This is a genomic window from Mesorhizobium sp. P2_E9, assembly GCF_056403815.1.
Map to the genome: position 1 here is coordinate 1 of NZ_JBFUET010000013.1, position 17,302 is coordinate 17,302.

The 17,302-nt window shown below is 63.9% G+C and carries 17 protein-coding genes; 5 read left to right on the top strand and 12 right to left on the bottom strand.

Annotated features, from left to right (window positions below; genetic code table 11):
• The 4 genes from AC1D05_RS22810 to AC1D05_RS22825 all read right to left on the bottom strand — a co-directional run.
• Positions 1-194, bottom strand: a 194-nt coding sequence (locus AC1D05_RS22810) for a transposase (RefSeq protein WP_477438159.1), incomplete at its 3' end; no start/stop codon positions are given.
• 277 nt (positions 195-471) lie between these two features.
• Positions 472-1,080, bottom strand: coding sequence for a glutathione S-transferase family protein (locus AC1D05_RS22815; protein WP_477444023.1), 609 nt, complete (start codon positions 1,078-1,080; stop codon positions 472-474).
• Positions 1,081-1,163: 83 nt separating this feature from the next.
• A complete protein-coding gene (locus AC1D05_RS22820; protein WP_477444024.1) occupies positions 1,164-2,033 on the bottom strand; it encodes an EAL domain-containing protein in 870 nt (289 codons plus the stop codon).
• A complete protein-coding gene (locus AC1D05_RS22825) occupies positions 2,030-2,920 on the bottom strand; it encodes an EAL domain-containing protein (RefSeq protein ID WP_477444025.1) in 891 nt (296 codons plus the stop codon). Before AC1D05_RS22825 ends, AC1D05_RS22820 begins: the two co-directional genes overlap by 4 nt.
• Before the next feature lie 208 nt (positions 2,921-3,128).
• Here AC1D05_RS22825 and AC1D05_RS22830 point away from each other — a divergent pair, with 208 nt between their 5' ends.
• The gene (locus AC1D05_RS22830) at positions 3,129-4,331 is read left to right on the top strand and encodes a pyridoxal phosphate-dependent aminotransferase (RefSeq protein ID WP_477444026.1); all 1,203 of its coding nucleotides are present in this window, start codon (positions 3,129-3,131) and stop codon (positions 4,329-4,331) included.
• A 69-nt stretch (positions 4,332-4,400) separates the two neighbouring features.
• Here AC1D05_RS22830 and AC1D05_RS22835 read toward each other — a convergent pair whose 3' ends face one another.
• Together AC1D05_RS22835 and AC1D05_RS22840 are read right to left on the bottom strand one after the other, a co-directional pair.
• A complete protein-coding gene (locus AC1D05_RS22835; protein ID WP_477444027.1) occupies positions 4,401-5,918 on the bottom strand; it encodes an MFS transporter in 1,518 nt (505 codons plus the stop codon).
• Positions 5,919-6,026: 108 nt separating this feature from the next.
• A complete protein-coding gene (locus AC1D05_RS22840) occupies positions 6,027-6,422 on the bottom strand; it encodes a (R)-mandelonitrile lyase (RefSeq protein ID WP_477444028.1) in 396 nt (131 codons plus the stop codon).
• 340 nt (positions 6,423-6,762) lie between these two features.
• Here AC1D05_RS22840 and AC1D05_RS22845 point away from each other — a divergent pair, with 340 nt between their 5' ends.
• Positions 6,763-8,814, top strand: coding sequence for an elongation factor G (locus tag AC1D05_RS22845; protein ID WP_477444029.1), 2,052 nt, complete (start codon positions 6,763-6,765; stop codon positions 8,812-8,814).
• 724 nt (positions 8,815-9,538) lie between these two features.
• Positions 9,539-10,039, top strand: a complete 501-nt coding sequence (locus AC1D05_RS22850) for a methyltransferase family protein (RefSeq protein WP_477444030.1) — start codon at positions 9,539-9,541, stop codon at positions 10,037-10,039.
• A gap of 35 nt (positions 10,040-10,074) precedes the next feature.
• On the opposite strand, the gene AC1D05_RS22855 is transcribed toward AC1D05_RS22850, so the two are convergent.
• Complete coding sequence (locus AC1D05_RS22855; protein WP_115142254.1) at positions 10,075-10,971, bottom strand: LysR family transcriptional regulator; 897 nt, start codon at positions 10,969-10,971, stop codon at positions 10,075-10,077.
• Between the two features lie 91 nt (positions 10,972-11,062).
• Positions 11,063-12,037, bottom strand: a complete 975-nt coding sequence (trxB, locus tag AC1D05_RS22860; RefSeq protein ID WP_477444031.1) for a thioredoxin-disulfide reductase — start codon at positions 12,035-12,037, stop codon at positions 11,063-11,065.
• 252 nt (positions 12,038-12,289) lie between these two features.
• Between trxB and AC1D05_RS22865 the strand changes: the two genes are divergently transcribed.
• Positions 12,290-12,769 (top strand): Lrp/AsnC family transcriptional regulator, encoded by a 480-nt coding sequence (locus tag AC1D05_RS22865; protein ID WP_019860544.1) that lies wholly within the window; start codon positions 12,290-12,292, stop codon positions 12,767-12,769.
• A gap of 215 nt (positions 12,770-12,984) precedes the next feature.
• On the top strand, positions 12,985-13,779 hold the full coding sequence (locus AC1D05_RS22870; protein WP_477444032.1) for a glycosyltransferase family 2 protein: 795 nt from the start codon (positions 12,985-12,987) through the stop codon (positions 13,777-13,779).
• 15 nt (positions 13,780-13,794) lie between these two features.
• On the opposite strand, the gene gmhB is transcribed toward AC1D05_RS22870, so the two are convergent.
• The 4 genes from gmhB to AC1D05_RS22890 all read right to left on the bottom strand — a co-directional run bounded on the left by gmhB (position 13,795) and on the right by AC1D05_RS22890 (position 17,278).
• Entirely contained in the window at positions 13,795-14,442 is a 648-nt protein-coding gene (gene gmhB / locus AC1D05_RS22875) for a D-glycero-beta-D-manno-heptose 1,7-bisphosphate 7-phosphatase (RefSeq protein WP_477444033.1), read from the bottom strand.
• The gene (locus AC1D05_RS22880) at positions 14,435-15,007 is read right to left on the bottom strand and encodes a D-sedoheptulose-7-phosphate isomerase (protein WP_477444034.1); all 573 of its coding nucleotides are present in this window, start codon (positions 15,005-15,007) and stop codon (positions 14,435-14,437) included. The genes gmhB and AC1D05_RS22880 overlap by 8 nt, the downstream gene beginning before the upstream one ends.
• 7 nt (positions 15,008-15,014) lie before the next feature.
• The gene (gene rfaE1, locus AC1D05_RS22885; protein ID WP_477444035.1) at positions 15,015-16,505 is read right to left on the bottom strand and encodes a D-glycero-beta-D-manno-heptose-7-phosphate kinase; all 1,491 of its coding nucleotides are present in this window, start codon (positions 16,503-16,505) and stop codon (positions 15,015-15,017) included.
• Positions 16,506-16,645: 140 nt separating this feature from the next.
• On the bottom strand, positions 16,646-17,278 hold the full coding sequence (locus AC1D05_RS22890; RefSeq protein ID WP_477444036.1) for a LysE family translocator: 633 nt from the start codon (positions 17,276-17,278) through the stop codon (positions 16,646-16,648).
• Positions 17,279-17,302 lie beyond the last annotated feature (24 nt).

Sequence of the window (17,302 nt, forward strand, 5' to 3'; positions counted from 1 at the left end):
AGAGCCTTGAACATCAAGGTCGGGTCGAGCGGCGGGCGGCCATTGTCGGGGCAATACAGCGGCGCGGTCAGATCGTGGATGAAGGAGAAATCGATCAAACGGTCGATCTTGCGCAACAGGTGATCAGCCGGAACCAACTGATCCAGCGTTACCATCTCGAGCGCGGTCTGTTCAGGGGCGGGTCGCTTCAACATGGCCCAGTGAATCAAAAACCCCCGGCAAATGCCAGGGGTTTGTCAGCAGTCTGAGGCGGGATTTATCCCGCCTTTTTGTTGTCTGGACCACAGCGTCCTTCTCCCCGTTTACGGGGAGAAGTGCCCGGCAGGGCGATGAGGGGCAGCGCTGACGGTTGAAGAAGCGCAGAGTCAATCGCGACGAAGGCTGGTGCCGCCCCTCATCTGGCTGCCATCTTCTCCCCGTAAACGGGGCGAAGGATGCTTTGGCGCCGCTTTCGCCAATCGCCGAAGTTACTTATCCCACCCACTCGATCGGCACATGCCCCGGATCCGCCTCCACGCGGCCGAGCCAGGCCGCGACGGCCGGATAGGCGTCGAGCTGGAAGCCGCCCTGCTCTGCCGTGTGCGTGTAGGCATAGAGCGCGATGTCGGCGACGCTGAACACATCGCCGGCGAAGAAGGCATTGTTCTCCAGATATGCGTTCATCACCCCGAGCGCCTTGTTGCCGCGCTCCAGCGTCACCGCCAGCCGCTCCGGCGTTGCATCCCCAGCGCGTTCGGGAAACGTCAGCAGCGCCTTGCGTACGGCAATGTAGGGTTCGTGGCTGTATTGCTCGAAGAACAGCCATTGATAGGCGAGCCCGCGCTCATATCTGTCGGCCGGCAGGAAGCGCGTGCCTTCGGCGAGATAGAGCAGGATGGCGTTGGATTCGGCCAGCCGGCGGCCGTCGTCGAGCTCGAGCAGCGGCACCATGGCGTTCGGGTTCTTGGCGACGAAATCGGCCTTTCGCGTGTCGCCGGTATGCGAACTCACCTCGATCGTGGTGAAGGAGAGGCCAAGCTTGGCCATCAGCAGGCGCGGCTTGTAGCAATTGCCGCTATCGATCATGCTGTAGAGTATCATGGACGGTCCCCGGAGCGCTGCCTTCTGCAGGCGATTATCGCAGCGGCGGCGTCCTCAACCAATGATTTGTTTTGGCGCGACCATCAGCGCCGCTGATGCAAAGTCCTGGCAAAAAGAGGCACGACGTTGTTGTCGAAGCCCAGCAGCGCGTCGATCACCAGCGGCTCCTCGTTGAAGATGGTGCCGGCCAGCGCCGGCCGCGCCAGAAGAAAGCCCTGCAGCAGGTCGACGCCGGCTTCGAGCGCGACGCGCAGATGCACGGGTTGCTCGATGCCTTCGACCAGCACCCTGGCGCCGCGGTCGTGCAGGCTGGACACCAGCGGGCGGAAGAACCGTTCGGCGGCGGCGTGGCGGCAGAACTCCGCGAACCAGCCGCCATCGATCTTGACGATATCAGGCTTGAGCAGGCTCACCCGCTCCTCGGTCGAATGGCCGGTGCCGAAATCGTCGATGGCGATGCGGATGCCGTCGCGCCGCATTTCGCGCACCAGCCGGGCGAGAAGCGCGTCGTCCGCCGCCTGTTCGGTGATCTCGCAGACCAGCATGCCGGGGGCGAGGCCGAGCTCGCTGAGATGCCGGCTCATCAGCCGGATCTCGGCCAGCGCCCGCCCGGAATGGTCGTTGATCATCGGATTGTAGTTGAAGAACAGGTCAAGCCCGTCGACGCCGATGTTGTGGAAATTCCTGAGATGCAGCACCCGGCACATGGTCTCGACAAACAGCCGGTCCGCCGTGGCGACGCTTTCAAAGAACGCCCGCGGCGAGCCTGCGCGGCCGGCACGGTGCGGCTCGATCAGGCCCTCGACCGCCACCGCGTGCAGCGAACGCCCAAGCGGCGCGAAGATCGGCTGGTAGGCGCTGCGCAAGCGGTATTCGCCATGGACGCCATATTCGATGCCAATCTCGTCGGCGAAGATCGCATCGCCGACATTGCGCCGCCGCTCGAGCCTCATGGCGCGACCCGGCGCCCGAAGGCTTTTGCCGGCCGCCCCGCATGTGGTGAGGCCGGAGCCGCCGGTGCGCCAGTCACGGGGCCGGCTTCCGGCGCGGTTTTGCCGAAAACGCGAAAGCTGGTCGGCGCCAGTTCCGGCCGCGCCAGCACGAAGCCCTGGATCATTGAAGCGCCGGACTTCTCGGCGAGCTCCAATTGCCATCCCTCCTCGATGCCCTCGAACACCGTGCGGATGCCTTGGTCCTCGAAGCTTTTGACCATGGTGGTCAACAGCGCGAAGCCGGCGCCGGATTCCATCAGCTGCGTGATCCAGGTGGCGTCGAACTTGACGATGTCGGGCTTCAGCTCCTTGATGCGGTTGATGTCGGAATCGTCCGAGCCATAATCATCGACCGCGATGCGGAAGCCGTTGCCTCTGAGCGCGGCGACAAAGCCATGCAGGGCCTCCTGCGATGCCGACTTCTGCTCGGTGACCTCGCACACGACGCGGCCGGGATCGATGCCGGCCTCGTGCAGCACCAGCCGCATTTCGCGCAAGGCATTGTCGGCGACCGACCGTTCGGTGAACACCGACGGGTCGAAATTGACGAAGATCGACGCCTCCTGCGGCAGGCAGGCGCCGGCATTGAGCAGATGCAGCGTCCTGGTCAGCGCCTCGACATGCAGGCGGTCGGCGGCCGGACAGGTCGAGAAGAAGGCCATCGGCGATTGCGGCTCGCCGTCGCGGAACGGCCGGATCAGCCCTTCGAAGGCGGCAACCGACAGCTTGCCCTCCTTGAAGGCGAAGATCGGCTGGAAGGCACTTTGCAGCGTGTAGATACCCCAGACACCGGTAGAGGTGCCGTCATCATGACGGATGATATGGGCAAGCCCGATGCTGCGCGACACGGTTCCTCGCTCCGCAATTGGATTGCGATCCTGTCATGCAAGCCTCTACCGCCCGTTAATGAATTTAGTGTTGCCGACACAGGTCCCAATCACAGCCACTTGACGGCTGGATCAGCCGACAATGCTTGCACTGAGCGAAATCATGCGACATGAGAAGCGCCGCGGCCGCTCCTGGCCGCGCCGATCTTCTCAAGGAGAGACAGAGGTCATGGCCTTTCTTGCCGACACCCTTTCCCGCGTAAAGCCTTCCGCCACCATCGCGGTGACGCAGAAAGCCCGCGAGCTGAAAAATGCCGGCCGTGACATTATCGGCCTCGGCGCCGGCGAGCCGGATTTCGACACGCCCGACAACATCAAGAATGCGGCGATCGAAGCGATTCGCCGTGGCGAGACCAAGTACCCGCCGGTCTCGGGCATCGTGCCGCTGCGCGAGGCGATCGCCAAGAAATTCAAGCGCGAGAACAACCTCGACTACAAGCCCGAGCAGACCATTGTCGGCACCGGCGGCAAGCAGATCCTGTTCAACGCCTTCATGGCGACGCTGAACCCCGGCGACGAGGTCATCATCCCGCGCCCCTACTGGGTCAGCTACCCCGAAATGGTGGCGATCTGCGACGGCACGTCGGTGTTTGCCGACACCTCGATCGAGAACGGTTTCAAGCTCACGGCCGCAGTGCTGGAAAAGGCGATCACGCCGGAGACCAAATGGCTGCTGATGAACTCGCCGTCGAACCCATCGGGCGCCGCCTACACGGAAGCGGAGCTGCGCGCGCTGGCTGATGTGTTGCTCAAGCATCCGCATGTCTGGACGCTGACCGACGACATGTACGAGCACCTGACCTATGGCGACTTCGTCTTCAAGACCATCGCCGAGGTCGAGCCGAAGCTCTACGAGCGCACGCTGACCATGAACGGCGTCTCGAAAGCCTATGCCATGACCGGCTGGCGCATCGGCTATGCCGCCGGTCCCGTCCAGCTGATCAAGGCGATGGACATGATCCAGGGTCAGCAGACCTCGGGCGCCTGCACCATCGCGCAATGGGCTTCCGTCGAGGCGCTCAACGGCCCGCAGGACTTCATCGCCAAGAACAAGGCGATCTTCCAAGGCCGGCGTGATCTGGTCGTCTCGATGCTCAACCAGGCGCGCGGCATCTCTTGCCCGTCGCCGGAAGGCGCCTTTTATGTCTATCCGTCCTGCGCCCAGTTGATCGGCAAGAAGACCAAGGCCGGCAAGGTGATCGACACCGACGAGGCCTTCTGCTCGGAACTGCTCGAGGCCGAAGGCGTGGCGGTGGTGTTCGGCTCGGCCTTCGGCCTCGGCCCCAACTTCCGCATCTCCTACGCGACCTCGGAGACGTTGCTGGAAGAGGCCTGCACGCGCATCCAGCGTTTTACAGCATCGCTGACCTGATCGGATCGATCTGAAGCGAGAAGAAACCCGGCGCCATCATCGCCGGGTTTTTGTTTGAGGCGATGCACCTCACGCCTGCTGTTTTGCTTCCCTGGCCGAACGTGCCTCGGCCGGCGCGAGCACAGCGATCAACAGGGCAGCGGTAAGGAACGCGCCGATCGCGGCCGTCAGCATCGCCGCGTGGAAGCCACCGGCATAGGCGACGGCGAACAGTTGATGCACACCACCCTCGCCCATGGCGGCATCGGTTGAGAAATCGTGCCGGGATATGGCGGCTCGGGCCACCGCTTGGGCATTGGCAACGCCGGCATCGCTGAGATATCCGGTCAGCAGGCTGGTCGCGCGCATGCTCATCAAGGCGCCAAGCAGCGCGATGCCGATGGCAAGCCCGCTCTGGCGGGTGGCATTGATGACCGCCGACACCATGCCTGAACGCTCACGTGGCGCATAGGACATGGCGGCGGCACTTCCGGTCGGGATCGCCAGCGCATTGCCGAGGCCGCCAATCGCGAACAGAACGCACAGCACCCAATAGGGTGTCGACGGTCCGGCCCAGCACATGCCGAGCATCGAAAGGCCGATCAGGACATAGCCCGCTGTCATCAGCGCCGAATGGCCGTACCGAGCACTGAGCCTGCCAACAAAAGGCGACACCACCATCTGAACGATGAAGGCCGGCGCCATGCGCAAGCCGGTCTGCGTCGGCGACCAGCCTTGCACCTGCTGCAGGAACATCGAGAAGAAAAAGACGCTGGTGTAGGAGGTGAAGCCGAGCGCGAACGAGGCGACGTTGGCAACGGCAAAGCGCACGTCGCGGAACAGGGAGAGCGGCAGCATGGGCCGTGGCGTGCGCGACTCGAAGCCCAGGAACACCGCCAGGCCAACGACGCCGGCGATGATGGCCGTAATGGTCGTGGGATCACTCCAGCCGGTCTCGCCGGCCGAGATCAGGCCGAAGGTCAGCGCACCGAGCCACAGGATCGAAAGCGCCAGGCCGATAAGGTCGAGATGGGCATGTTCGGGATGCGCCGTCTCATCGATCGAAACAGCGCCGAGCACGATCGTAACCAGGCCGAGCGGCAGGTTGATCAGGAAGATGCTCTGCCAGCCGACCGTCTGCACCAATATGCCGCCCAGCACGGGACCGACCAGCAGCGAAATGGCCGCGAACGAGGCCCAGCCGCCGATGACGCCGGCGCGTTCGCGCGGATCCGGGAAGGCCTGCGTCAGGATAGATAGCGCTCCGGGAATGAGCAGCGAGCCGGCAATGCCTTGCACCACCCGACCGGCCAGCAGCGCCGGCAGATTGGGCGCCGTGGCGCAGATCAGCGAACCGGCGACGAAGATGCCGACGCCGGCGAGCCACGAGCGCTTGCGGCCATAGCGGTCGCCGATCAGCCCCGACGACAGCATGAAGGCCGACAGGCACAGCGTGTAGGCATCGACCACCCATTGCAGGCCGCCGAAATCGGTGTGCAGCGCCTGCTGGATGGTCGGCAGCGCGACATTGACGATGCTGACGTCGAGCAAGGCGACGAACGAGCCGAGATAGACAGCGGCAACGAGCGGCAGGCGGTTCTTCGGCATGGTCTGTCCAGACATGAAACTTGCAGCCATCTACGACGGCAGCGAACTCGCCGAAAACCTCTCGGCGCTGTTCCTCAGGTTGTTGCGGCCCGAATAAGCCCGCAGCACTCAGCCGCCATATTGCTCAGCGGTCACGGCTTCCAGCCAGTCGGCATGGACGCCGTCGAGCGCTTCCTGCATGGCGATATGCGTCATCGCCGTCTTCGGTCCGGCACCATGCCAGTGCTTCTCGCCGGGCGCGAACCAGATGACGTCGCCTGCCCTGATCTGCTGGACCGGGCCACCCAATGTCTGGGCAAGCCCGGCGCCGGAGGTGACATAGAGCGTTTGGCCGAACGGATGCGTGTGCCAGTGGGTGCGCGCCCCGGGCTCGAAACTGACCAGCGTCGCTCTCAGCCGCGCCGGCGCCTCCGCCTCTATGATCGGCGTCTGCAGAACCCGGCCGGTGAAGTATTTTTCCGGTGCTATGATGGTCGGCACGCTGCCGCAAGCAATGATCTTCATCGTCTGATCCTCGATTGTGTGGAAGTCGGTGCCAGGGGCCGTTGCGCTCCTGTTCCTTGACTGTGAGCATCACCTTCCTCCGATATCGGGAACCGCGCAACCGCGCATCGGCCATGGTTCGCCTCGGCCAGCTGGCGCTGAGCGCCTGAGGACGCCGCAAGGGACCGGATTTCTATTTCCCTTGCCCTGCCGGCAAACAAGTGGGACGATGCTTTTGGGCAGGTGGCGACGTGAAAAGAACCCCGCCCGCGACGGTCGAACAGGCCGGCCGCCGCTCAGGACCGATTGACCACGCCTGAACCAGTCGGTCCCTAGGGAAACGCCTGAGTGGAGGTCAGCCATGGGTACTCGCGCCGGAGGACGACGCACGGGACCGAAATGCATTGCCATAGTCGGTCCCTTTGCAAGCGGTAAGACGACACTTCTCGAAGCCATATTGGCCCGTACGGGCGCCATTCCCCGACAAAATCCCGTTTCATCGGGCAGCACTGTCTCAGACTATTCGCCGGAGGCGCGCGCCCACGCCATGAGCGTCGAGGCGACCATCGCCACCACCGAATTCATGGGCGAGCAGATCACCTTTGTCGATTGTCCCGGCTCGATCGAATTCTCCTTCGAGGCCGAGCCGGTGCTGGCCGCCTGCGACCTCGCGGTGGTCGTGGCCGAGGCCGACGAAAAGAAGATCCCTGCTTTGCAGCTCATCATGCGCAAGCTCGACGATCTCGGCGTGCCGCGCATCCTGTTCCTCAACAAGGTCGACAAGGCGATCGCCGGCGTGCGCGACACGCTGAAGATGCTGCAGCCGGCAAGCTCCGTGCCGCTCCTGCTGCGCCAGATCCCACTGCGGAAGGATGGCGTCGTCATCGGCTCGATCGATCTGGCGCTGGAGCGCGCCTACATCTACCGCGAATATGCCGAAAGCGAGGTGGCTCAGATACCGGGTGACGACAAGGCGCGCGAACTGGAAGCACGCTTCTCCATGCTGGAGACCCTGGCCGACCATGACGACCAGTTGATGGAACAGCTGCTCGATGAGATCGAGCCGCCGAAGGATGCGATCTTCGACGACCTCGCCGCCGATCTGCGCGACGGCGCGGTGACGCCGGTGCTGATCGGCACCGCCGAGAAGGGCAATGGCGTGCTGCGCCTCCTGAAGGCGATCCGCCATGACGCGCCTGACATCGAGGCGACCCGGAAACGGCTCGGCGCAGCCGACGGCGCGGCTACCGTGGTCCAGGTGATGAAGACCATCCACACACCGCATGGCGGCAAGCTGTCGGTGTCGCGCATCCTGTCCGGCCAGGTCGCCGACGGCTCGGAACTATGGCTGCCTGGCGGCGACACGGCGAAGGTTTCCGGCATCTACAAGATGCTCGGCAAGGACCAGTTCAAGCTCGCCATCGCCAAGGCCGGTGACACCGTGGCGCTGGGCAAGCTGGACGAGGTCAAGACCGGCCAGACGCTGACCTCGGCCAAGAGCGGCATCAAACAGCTGTTCGCCTTCGAGCCGCCGCAGCCGGTCTTCGCCTTCGCGCTCAGGCCAAAGGAGCGCAAGGACGAGGTCAAGATGTCGGCCGCCATCCAACGGCTGGCCGAGGAGGATCCCTCGCTCAGCTTGCGCCACAATCAGGACTCTGCCGAGACGGTGCTGTCAGGCCATGGTGAGATGCATCTGCGCGTCGTGCGCGAGCGGCTGGAGGGCAAGAACCAGATTCCGGTCGAAGGCCACGCTCCGGCCGTGCCCTACCGCGAGACGATCCGCAAACCGGTGCAGCAGCGCGGCCGCCACAAGAAACAGTCGGGCGGCCATGGCCAGTTCGGCGATGTGGTGATCGAGATCAAGCCGCTGCCGCGCGGCTCCGGCTTCCAGTTCACCGACACCATCACCGGCGGTGTCGTGCCGAAGACCTACATCCAGTCGGTCGAGACCGGCGTGCGCGATTACCTGAAGACGGGCCCGCTCGGCTTCCCGGTCGTCGACGTCGCCGTCAACCTGTCGGATGGCTCCTACCATGCGGTCGATTCCTCCGACATGGCCTTCCAGATGGCGGCGAAGCTGGCGATGAAGGAAGGCATGGCCGCCTGCTCGCCGGTGCTGCTGGAGCCGGTGATGAAGGTCGAGATCGTCACGCCATCCGACGCGACCTCGAAGATCATCGCGCTGATCCCGCAACGGCGCGGCCAGATCCTCGGCTATGATGCGCGGCCCGACTGGCCGGGCTGGGATGTCGTCGAGGCGACCATGCCACAGGCCGAGATCGGCGACCTCATCATCGAACTGCGCTCGGCGACCGCGGGTGTCGCCAGCTATCGCGCCGCTTTCGACCATATGGCCGAACTTACCGGCCGTCTCGCCGACGAAGCCATGAACGCCAACGGCAAGGCCGCGTAATCTTGATCCCGATATAACGCCCCCTCGAAGTTCGAGGGGGCAAAACGAAAAACGACGCCCGGGGAGCCGGACGTCGTTTTGTTTGCGGACCGTTTTCTTGGGAGGGGAAACGGCAGGTCCGCCGCATATGCAGAAGCCGCGCTTCGGTGGAAAAAAGGTTCGGACGCGGTAGCCGCCTGAGCCCGGGCCGTACGAGTGATGCCCCCATCTCCCGTCCGCACCACACCGCGTCCTATGCTCTACATAGCAGCGGAAGGCATCGTTGTCATGTTACCAGAGGTTACATGACACTGTTACGCGGCAATTCTGGTGAAATTCTCAGCCGCCCAGGCAGGGTCCGGGCAACAAAAAAGCCGGATCAACGAAGATCCGGCTGAGTTTGATTGGAAGTGCCTGTTAAGGCTAACCTCCAGAGGGGAACACTCGAGGGCGCTAATGGGAGGAGAACGCGCCCAGGAGATGATCTATATATCTGCTCTTCATGCCCAAGAAACAAGCATCTATTTTGCAACACACGCATGCAAAAAGATGCAGGCTGTGGTCTAACCCATTCCGGAAGCCAATAGGACCAGCAAAAATCGCCGAAATCGGGCACGCGGCTGGGTTATTGTCACTACAGAATCGCGATTTCGATCGGTTTTTCGCTTCGAAATGCCAAACCGGGCAATGATGCGGAAGCAGGCAGCAGGCGTTCATTTCTGAGGCAATGAAGGGGAAGCAGCCAATGCGGACGTTTTCGGCGATTGCCGGCAGCGCTATTTTCCTGATTGCAGCACCGGGCGTGGTTGCCGGGATGATCCCCTGGCTGCTCAGCGATCACTGGGGCTTGCCGTGGTCCACCGTGCCGGGCTTCGTCCTTGCCGGCGGCGCCCTCATCGTCGCTGCGGCCGCCGTGCTGCTGCATGCTTTCGCCCGCTTCGCGCTCGAGGGGTTGGGCACGCCGGCCCCCGTCGCGCCGACCGAGAAGCTGGTGATCGGCGGCATCTACCGCCACGTCCGCAATCCCATGTATGTCGCCGTGCTGTCGATCATCATCGGCCAGGCGCTGCTGTTCTCGAGCTGGACGCTTGTCGCCTATGCCGTTATCGGCGCTGTTGTCATGGGCTCTTTCGTCAGGCTCTACGAAGAGCCGACGCTCGCCCGCCGCTACGGCGCCGACTATGAAACCTATCGCCGCAACGTCCCCGGCTGGCTGCCGCGCCTGTCGCCTTGGCGGGGCGAATAGATCCCCTACCAGCGCTGCCGATCATTCGCTTGGGCTTAAAATGACCAGCTTCTGGCCTTGGCGATGATGAAGTCGCGGAACACGTGCAGCTTGGCCTGGTTCTTCATCGCGTCGGGATAGGCGAAATAGGTATCGAAGGACGGCACCTCGGTTTCCGGCAAAAGCTGCACCAGGCCAGAATCCTTCGAGATCACATAGTCGGGCAGCATGGCGATGCCGGCGCCGCCCTGCACGGCGCGCTTGATCGACAATATGTCGTTGATCTGCAGCGACGGCACGCGCTGGCCGCCTTCGAAATCGCCGACCGTCTCCAGCCAGTTCAACTCCGACAGATGCGACGGCACCGGCAGGCCGAAGGTGACGATGCGATGGTTCCTCAGCTCCGAGACTGAGGCCGGCTTGCCGTGCTTGGCGACATAGGCGGGTGCCGCGTAGAGGTGGAAATGCACGGTGAACAGGCGGCGCTGGATCAGGTCCGGCTGCTGCGGCTGGCGCAGCCGAATAGCGCAATCAGCCTGGCGCATGGTGAGGTCGAGTTCCTCATTGGCGAGGATCAGTTGCAGGCTGATTTCGGGATAGAGCTCGATGAACTCCTGCACCCGCTCGGTCAGCCAGCCGGCGCCGAGGCCGACGGTCGTCGTCACGCGAAGCACGCCGGAAGGCCGGTCCTTGGTCTCGGTCAGGCGCGACTTGATGGTCTCGAGCTTCATCAGCACGTCATGCGCCGTGCGGAACAGCATCTCGCCCTGTTCGGTCAGCACCAGGCCGCGCGCATGGCGGTTGAACAGCGGCACGCCGACATCGTGCTCGAGCGCGCTGACCTGCCGCGATATCGCCGATTGCGACAGATGCAATGTCTCGGCCGCATGCGTAAACGATCCCGCTTCCGCCGCAGCGTGAAACACGCGTAGCTTGTCCCAGTCCAACGCCATGGTTCCCCTCGTTCTGTTTGGCGTCTGAATGAAAAATCAGGCTTTTACACGGCGTTTCTAAGCCGTTTTTTTAACAGTTTTACAGCGACCCCTATTCCGCTGCTTCGCGATGCACTTCGATGCCGGCCAGATACTTTTCCGCTTCCAGGGCGGCCATGCAGCCGAGCCCCGCCGCCGTCACCGCCTGGCGATAGATATCGTCGGTCACGTCGCCGGCCGCGAACACGCCGGGCACGTCGGTGCGGGTCGAATCCGGCGCCGTCCAGAGGTAGCCATTCGGCTTCTGCTTCAGCTTGCCGGCGAATAGCTCGACCGCCGGCGCGTGGCCGATCGCCACGAACACGCCGTCGACCTTGAGGTGCGTTTCGGCGCCGGTCACCGCGTGCCTGAGCTTCAGCCCTTCGACCGACGGCGGCAGCGGCGCCTTGCCGGGGCGGCCGGTGATCTCGTCGACGATCGTGTCCCAGATGACGCGCACATTGTCCTTCTTCAAGAGCCGCTCGCGCAGGATGCGCTCGGCGCGGAAATCGCTGCGCCGGTGGATGACCGTCACGCTCTTGGCAAGGTTCGAAAGGTAGAGCGCTTCCTCCACCGCCGAATTGCCGCCGCCAACCACGGCGACATCCTTGCCACGATAGAAGAAACCGTCGCAGGTGGCGCAGGCAGAGACACCGAAGCCCATGAAATCCTGCTCGGTCGGAATGCCCAGCCACTTGGCCTGCGCGCCGGTGGCGATGATCAGCGCGTCGGCGGTGTAGGTGGTGCCGGAATCGCCCTTGGCGCGGAACGGCCGCACGTTGAGGTCGACCTCGGTGATGATGTCGTTGATGATGTCGGTGCCGACATGCTCGGCCTGCTTGAGCATCTGCTCCATCAGCCACGGTCCCTGGATCGGGTCGGCGAAGCCGGGATAGTTTTCGACATCGGTGGTGATCATCAGCTGGCCGCCCTGCTGCAGGCCGGCAACCAGCATCGGCTTCAGCATGGCGCGTGCGGCATAGACCGCCGCCGTATAGCCGGCCGGGCCGGAACCGATGATAAGAACAGGCGCGTGCTTGGTGATCATTTAGAGCCTCTGCGGGGCAGACAACGGGGTGCCTTGGAGAAAGACGTGGAATTCGCGCTTAATGTAAGGGTTGGCAACCACGCCAGCAAGACGAACGGGCCGTCGTCCCCGGAAAGCTTCGGCCCAAGCGGTTATTCGCACGATCGCCGCTTTCGTTACCGTTCAAAAATCGCGTTGAAGAGGGCTGGCGCCAACACAAAAGTCGTTTAATTACAAAATCGCGAAAGATTCTTGCGCCGAGCTGAGACCGCCATGCCCCTGAAAGCCGACCTCGACGCCATCGACTGGAAGATCCTGCGCGAGTTGCAGGCGGACGGGCGCATGACCAATGTCGAGCTGTCGAACCGCGTCGGCATTTCGGCGCCGCCCTGCCTGCGCCGGGTCAAGCGGCTGGAGGAAGCCGGCATCATCCGCGGCTACCGCGCCCTGCTCAACGCGCCGGCGCTCGGCCTCGACGTCGTCGCCTTCTGCCTGGTCGGGCTGCATCATCAGGCCGATGCCGAGCTGCGCACCTTCGCCGAGCGCACGCGCGGCTGGCCGATCGTGCGCGATGCCTGGATGGTTTCGGGCGAATCCGATTTCCTGCTGCACTGCGTGGCAAGCGACCTCGGCGCCTTCCAGACCTTCGTCATCGAGGAACTGACCTCGACGCCGAATGTCGACACGGTGCGCACCGCGCTCACCATCCGCCGGGTCAAGGATGAGGGCCTGGTTTCCTTCGAGCGACCCTGAAGGCCGACGAATTCCTGACCTTCGCCACACCGGCGCCGCGTTGGTATTCGACAGACGCTGATGTACAAGGCTGGACGGCTCTGCCGGACTTCGTCGCCTGCTTGGTTTCTTAAGCAATTCCTGAAAAAGTGTGTAACGGTTTTCCATCGGGAATTGCTTGAAAACTGGCGCAAGCAGCGTTTGTTCCGGGGGCGGCCCGCCATGGGAAGGGGACCATGACTCGATTTGCAAGCCCGGTCTCGGCGCTTATCATCTGCGTGAACGAGACCGATATGATCGGCCCGTGCCTGGAAAGCATCGACTTTTGCGCCGAGATCATCGTCGTCGATTCCGGCTCGACGGACGGCACCATCGAATGCGTGCAAGCCTATATCGCCAAGGGCTACCCGATAACCCTCATGCACAATGACTGGCAGGGGTTTCCGCGTCAGCGGCAATTCTCGCTCGACCATGCCACCCAGCCCTGGTGCCTTTCGATCGACCCGGACGAGCGCGTCGACGACCAGCTGCGCCAGTCGATCATCGCCATCACACAGGCCGCCGACGACAAGATCAGCGGATGGTACATCCGCCGCCGTGATTGGCTGAAGGGCTATGGCTATGCGCACCGCTGGGTGCTGCACAACAGGCTGATGCGGCTTTTCCGCAGGCAGGGCGCCACCATGGATCTCACCGCGCGGGTGCACGAAGCCTTCCACGTGCCGGGCGAGACCGGCACGATCGAAAAGGGTGTCCTGCTGCATCGCCGTGAAATATCGGTCGAGGAGGATCTTGCCCGCGCCAACGCCTATTCCGGCCTCAAGGCCGTCACGCTGGTCGAGAAGGGCAAGAAACCGGGCCTGGTGCGGCTGGTGCTGTCGCCATTCGGCAACTTCCTGAAATTCTACCTGGCCAAGCGCTACTTCCTGTGCGGCCGGCATGGCTTCGTCTACTCGATGTCGGTGATGATCTATTCCTTCGCCACCGAGGCCAAGCTCTACGAAGCCTCGGAACGCAACGATCCCATGTGAGCCGTCAGGCCTGGATCAGGACCTGTTGTCCCGGCCGAGCGTTTCAACGGCTGCAAGCAGATAACCGAGGTCGCTGCTGTCCCGAAGGGATCTGATGGCGAAGCCGGGTTGAATCGCCGCCTCGCCGTCGACCAGCCAGCCCTCTGCCAGGCCGGCGCGCCGTCCCGCCTGCATGTCGGCCAGCTTGTCGCCGACGATCAGGGAGTGCTGGAGATCGAGAGCGAGGCGTTTGCCCGCCTCTACCAGCATGCCTGGATTGGGCTTGCGCATCGGATGGTCCGCTATGGCGAGCGGCCCGACACCCGCTTCGTGGTAGGCGCAGGCAAGCACCATGTCGACGAACACGCCCTGATCGTCCAACAGCTCCAACACGCGGCCATTCACCGCCGCAAACACGCTCCAGTCGAAATAGCCGCGCGCGATGCCGGACTGGTTGGTGACCACGACGACCGGAATCCCAGCCCTGTTTGCCGCCGCGATCGCCGGTACGATATTGTCGCGCAGCACGATCTCGGCCGGGTCGCTGGGATAGTCGGTATCGACGTTGATGGTGCCGTCGCGGTCGAGGAAAAGCGCCGCCAGGTGCTGCGGGAAAACCCGGTCGCCGATCCGCTCGATCCACACACCTGGCTCGGTCAGCGGCGTCACCACCTTGTCAGCCATTGCTGAGGCGCGCTTCGACCACTTCGCAGAGATGATGATAGAGGCAAAGATGCCCCTGCTGGATGATCGGCGTCGAGGTCGAGGGCACGTTGAGCAGGATATCGCACAGCGGCTTCAGCTTGCCGCCGGTGTCGCCGGTCAGCCCGATCACCGTCATGTCCATCATCCGCGCCTGTTCGGCGGCGGCGAGAATGCTCGGCGAATTGCCGCTGGTCGAGATCGCCAGCAGCACGCCGCCGGCCGATCCATGCGCCTCGACCTGGCGCGAGAACACCGTGTCGAAGCCGTAATCATTGCCCCAGGCGGTCAGCACAGCGGCATTGGCCGGCAGCGCGATGACATTGTAGGCCTTGCGCTCCTTGAGGAAGCGGCCGACCAGTTCGCCGGCGATGTGGATGGCATCGCTGGCCGAGCCGCCATTGCCGGCGATCAGGAAGGCTTTCCCGGATGAAAGCGCCGTCACCACGGCGCTCGTCGCCCGCTCCATCTCGCCGGTCAGGTCACGCTCGACCATCGCCGTGATCGCGGCCGCCGAGCGGACCAGATAGTCGTTCAGTTCAGACATCAAACCCTCAGTTTGTGGAGCCGGCGCGCAATTTGCCGATGGTGCCGGTGGTGCTCTTGCCGGCAACGAGATCGACCAGCACGACGCGCCCGCCGGCCTTCTGCACGACATCGGCGCCGACCACCGTGTCGATCGTATAATCGGCGCCCTTGACCAGGATGTCAGGCAGAAGCGCCTCTATCAGCGCCAGCGGCGTATCTTCCTCGAAGACAACGACGGCATCGACCGAAGCCAGGGCCGCGAGCACGCAGGCGCGGTCATGCTGGTCATTGACCGGGCGGCCCGGCCCTTTCAGCCGCCGCACCGAGGCATCGCTGTTGAGGCCGAGCACCAGCCGGTCGCACTGGCTGCGCGCCGCGTGCAACAGGCTGACATGGCCGGCATGCAATATGTCGAAACAGCCATTGGTGAAGCCGACGCTGAGGCCCTCGTCCTTCCAGGCCGCCACCATGCGCGCGGCCGATGCGGCATCGAGGATGGCGTCCTTGTGGGCGGTCGGTCCGTGCGAGCGGAACAACGCGCCGGTAAGCTCTTCCACAGTCAGCCGCGCTGTGCCACGCTTGCCGACCACGACGCCGCCGGCGGCATTGGCGATCGAGGCCGCAGCGACCGGATCAGCACCTGACGCCAGCGACAGCGCAAACGTCGCGATCACCGTGTCGCCTGCGCCCGAGACATCGAACACTTCGCGCGCCTGGGTGGCGATGTGGCGCGCTTCATCTGGGCCGACGACGCTCATGCCCTTTTCGCTGCGGGTGGCGACGACGAAATCGAAGCCATGCGCCGCAATCAGTTCGCGTGCGGCCGCGACGATCTCGTCATCGGCGAACACCGCATGGCCGACGGCCTCGCCGAGTTCCTTGCGGTTGGGGGTGATCGCGGTCGCGCCGGCATAGCGCGCATAGTCGCGGCCCTTGGGATCGACCAGCACCGGCTTTCCCGCCTCGCGGCAGATGGCGATCAGTTCGGCCGCGACGCCGTCGAGCAGGATGCCCTTGCCGTAGTCGGACAGGATGACGATGTCGGCTCCGGCGAGTGCCGCGCGGAAATGGCGGATCAAACCCGCCCGCTCCGCCTCGTCGAGCGGCTTGATCTCTTCCTCGTCGAAACGCAGCACCTGCTGGTTGAGCGCGCTGAAGCGGCTCTTCGACGAGGTCATGCGGCCACGCTGCTGCGCAAGCCCTGCCGTATCAGCGCCAAGCTCGCCGAGCATCCGCACCAGGCTGTCGCCGGCCGTGTCGGTGCCGATCACCGACACCGGAATGGCACGCGCGCCAAGCGAGACGATGTTGGCCACGACATTGCCGGCGCCGCCCATCGCCGAGCTTTCGCCGCGCCCATGCAGCACCGGGATCGGCGCCTCCGGCGAAATCCGCTCGATGACACCATTGACGAAGCGGTCGAGGATGAGGTCGCCGACCACCAGCACGGCGACGCCGCCAAAGCGCGCAATGGCACGGTGCAGGGGTTCGGGAGAAGGCGGATTGTGCTTGATCATGTCACTGGCAACGCGAGGGTAAGGCAAATCTCAATCGTGCTGAAAATTGTCAATTTACGGGCCGGATCGCTCATGCCTGCCGATATACCGCAAATCCACGCAGCGCAACGTCAGGACATGACCCGCGACTGTCCGAAGCGTCAGCTCTTCTGCAGGGCAACGTGGACCCCAAGCCCGACCAGCACCGCACCGCCGGCCCGTTGCATCAGCCGCTGTGCCCGGCTCGAACGCCGCAGCCGGCCGATCACCAGACCGGCGAGGAAGACGCAGACGATGTCGGCCGAGGAGAACATCAAATTGACGATGGTTCCCAGCACCACGAATTGCAGCCAGACCGGAAGCGCCGCCGAAGCGTCGATGAACTGCGGCAGGAACGCCATGAAGAAGATCGCCGTCTTCGGATTGAGCACCTCGACGGTGATGCTCTCGAAAAACGCACGACGCGCCGATTTCCGCTCGATCGCGGGCAGTGCCACGTCGCCCTCCCCGCGCTTGCGGAACAGCGCGACGCCGAGCCAGATCAGATAGAGCGCGCCGACCAGCTTGACCGCCATGTAGAGCGGCGGCACGGCATGGAACAGCACCGACAGGCCGGCGGCGGCGGCAAAGACATGCACATAACCGCCGAGATGGATACCAAGTGCCGCCGTCAGCCCCGACCAGCGCCCACGCGCCATCGTCTGCGCCGCGGCATAGAGCATGGCCGGACCGGGGATATAGGCAAAGATCGCCGTGGTGGCGAAAAACGCGATGAGCAGTTCGGTCGACGGCATTTTTTGTCCCTTGTGATCCTGCCC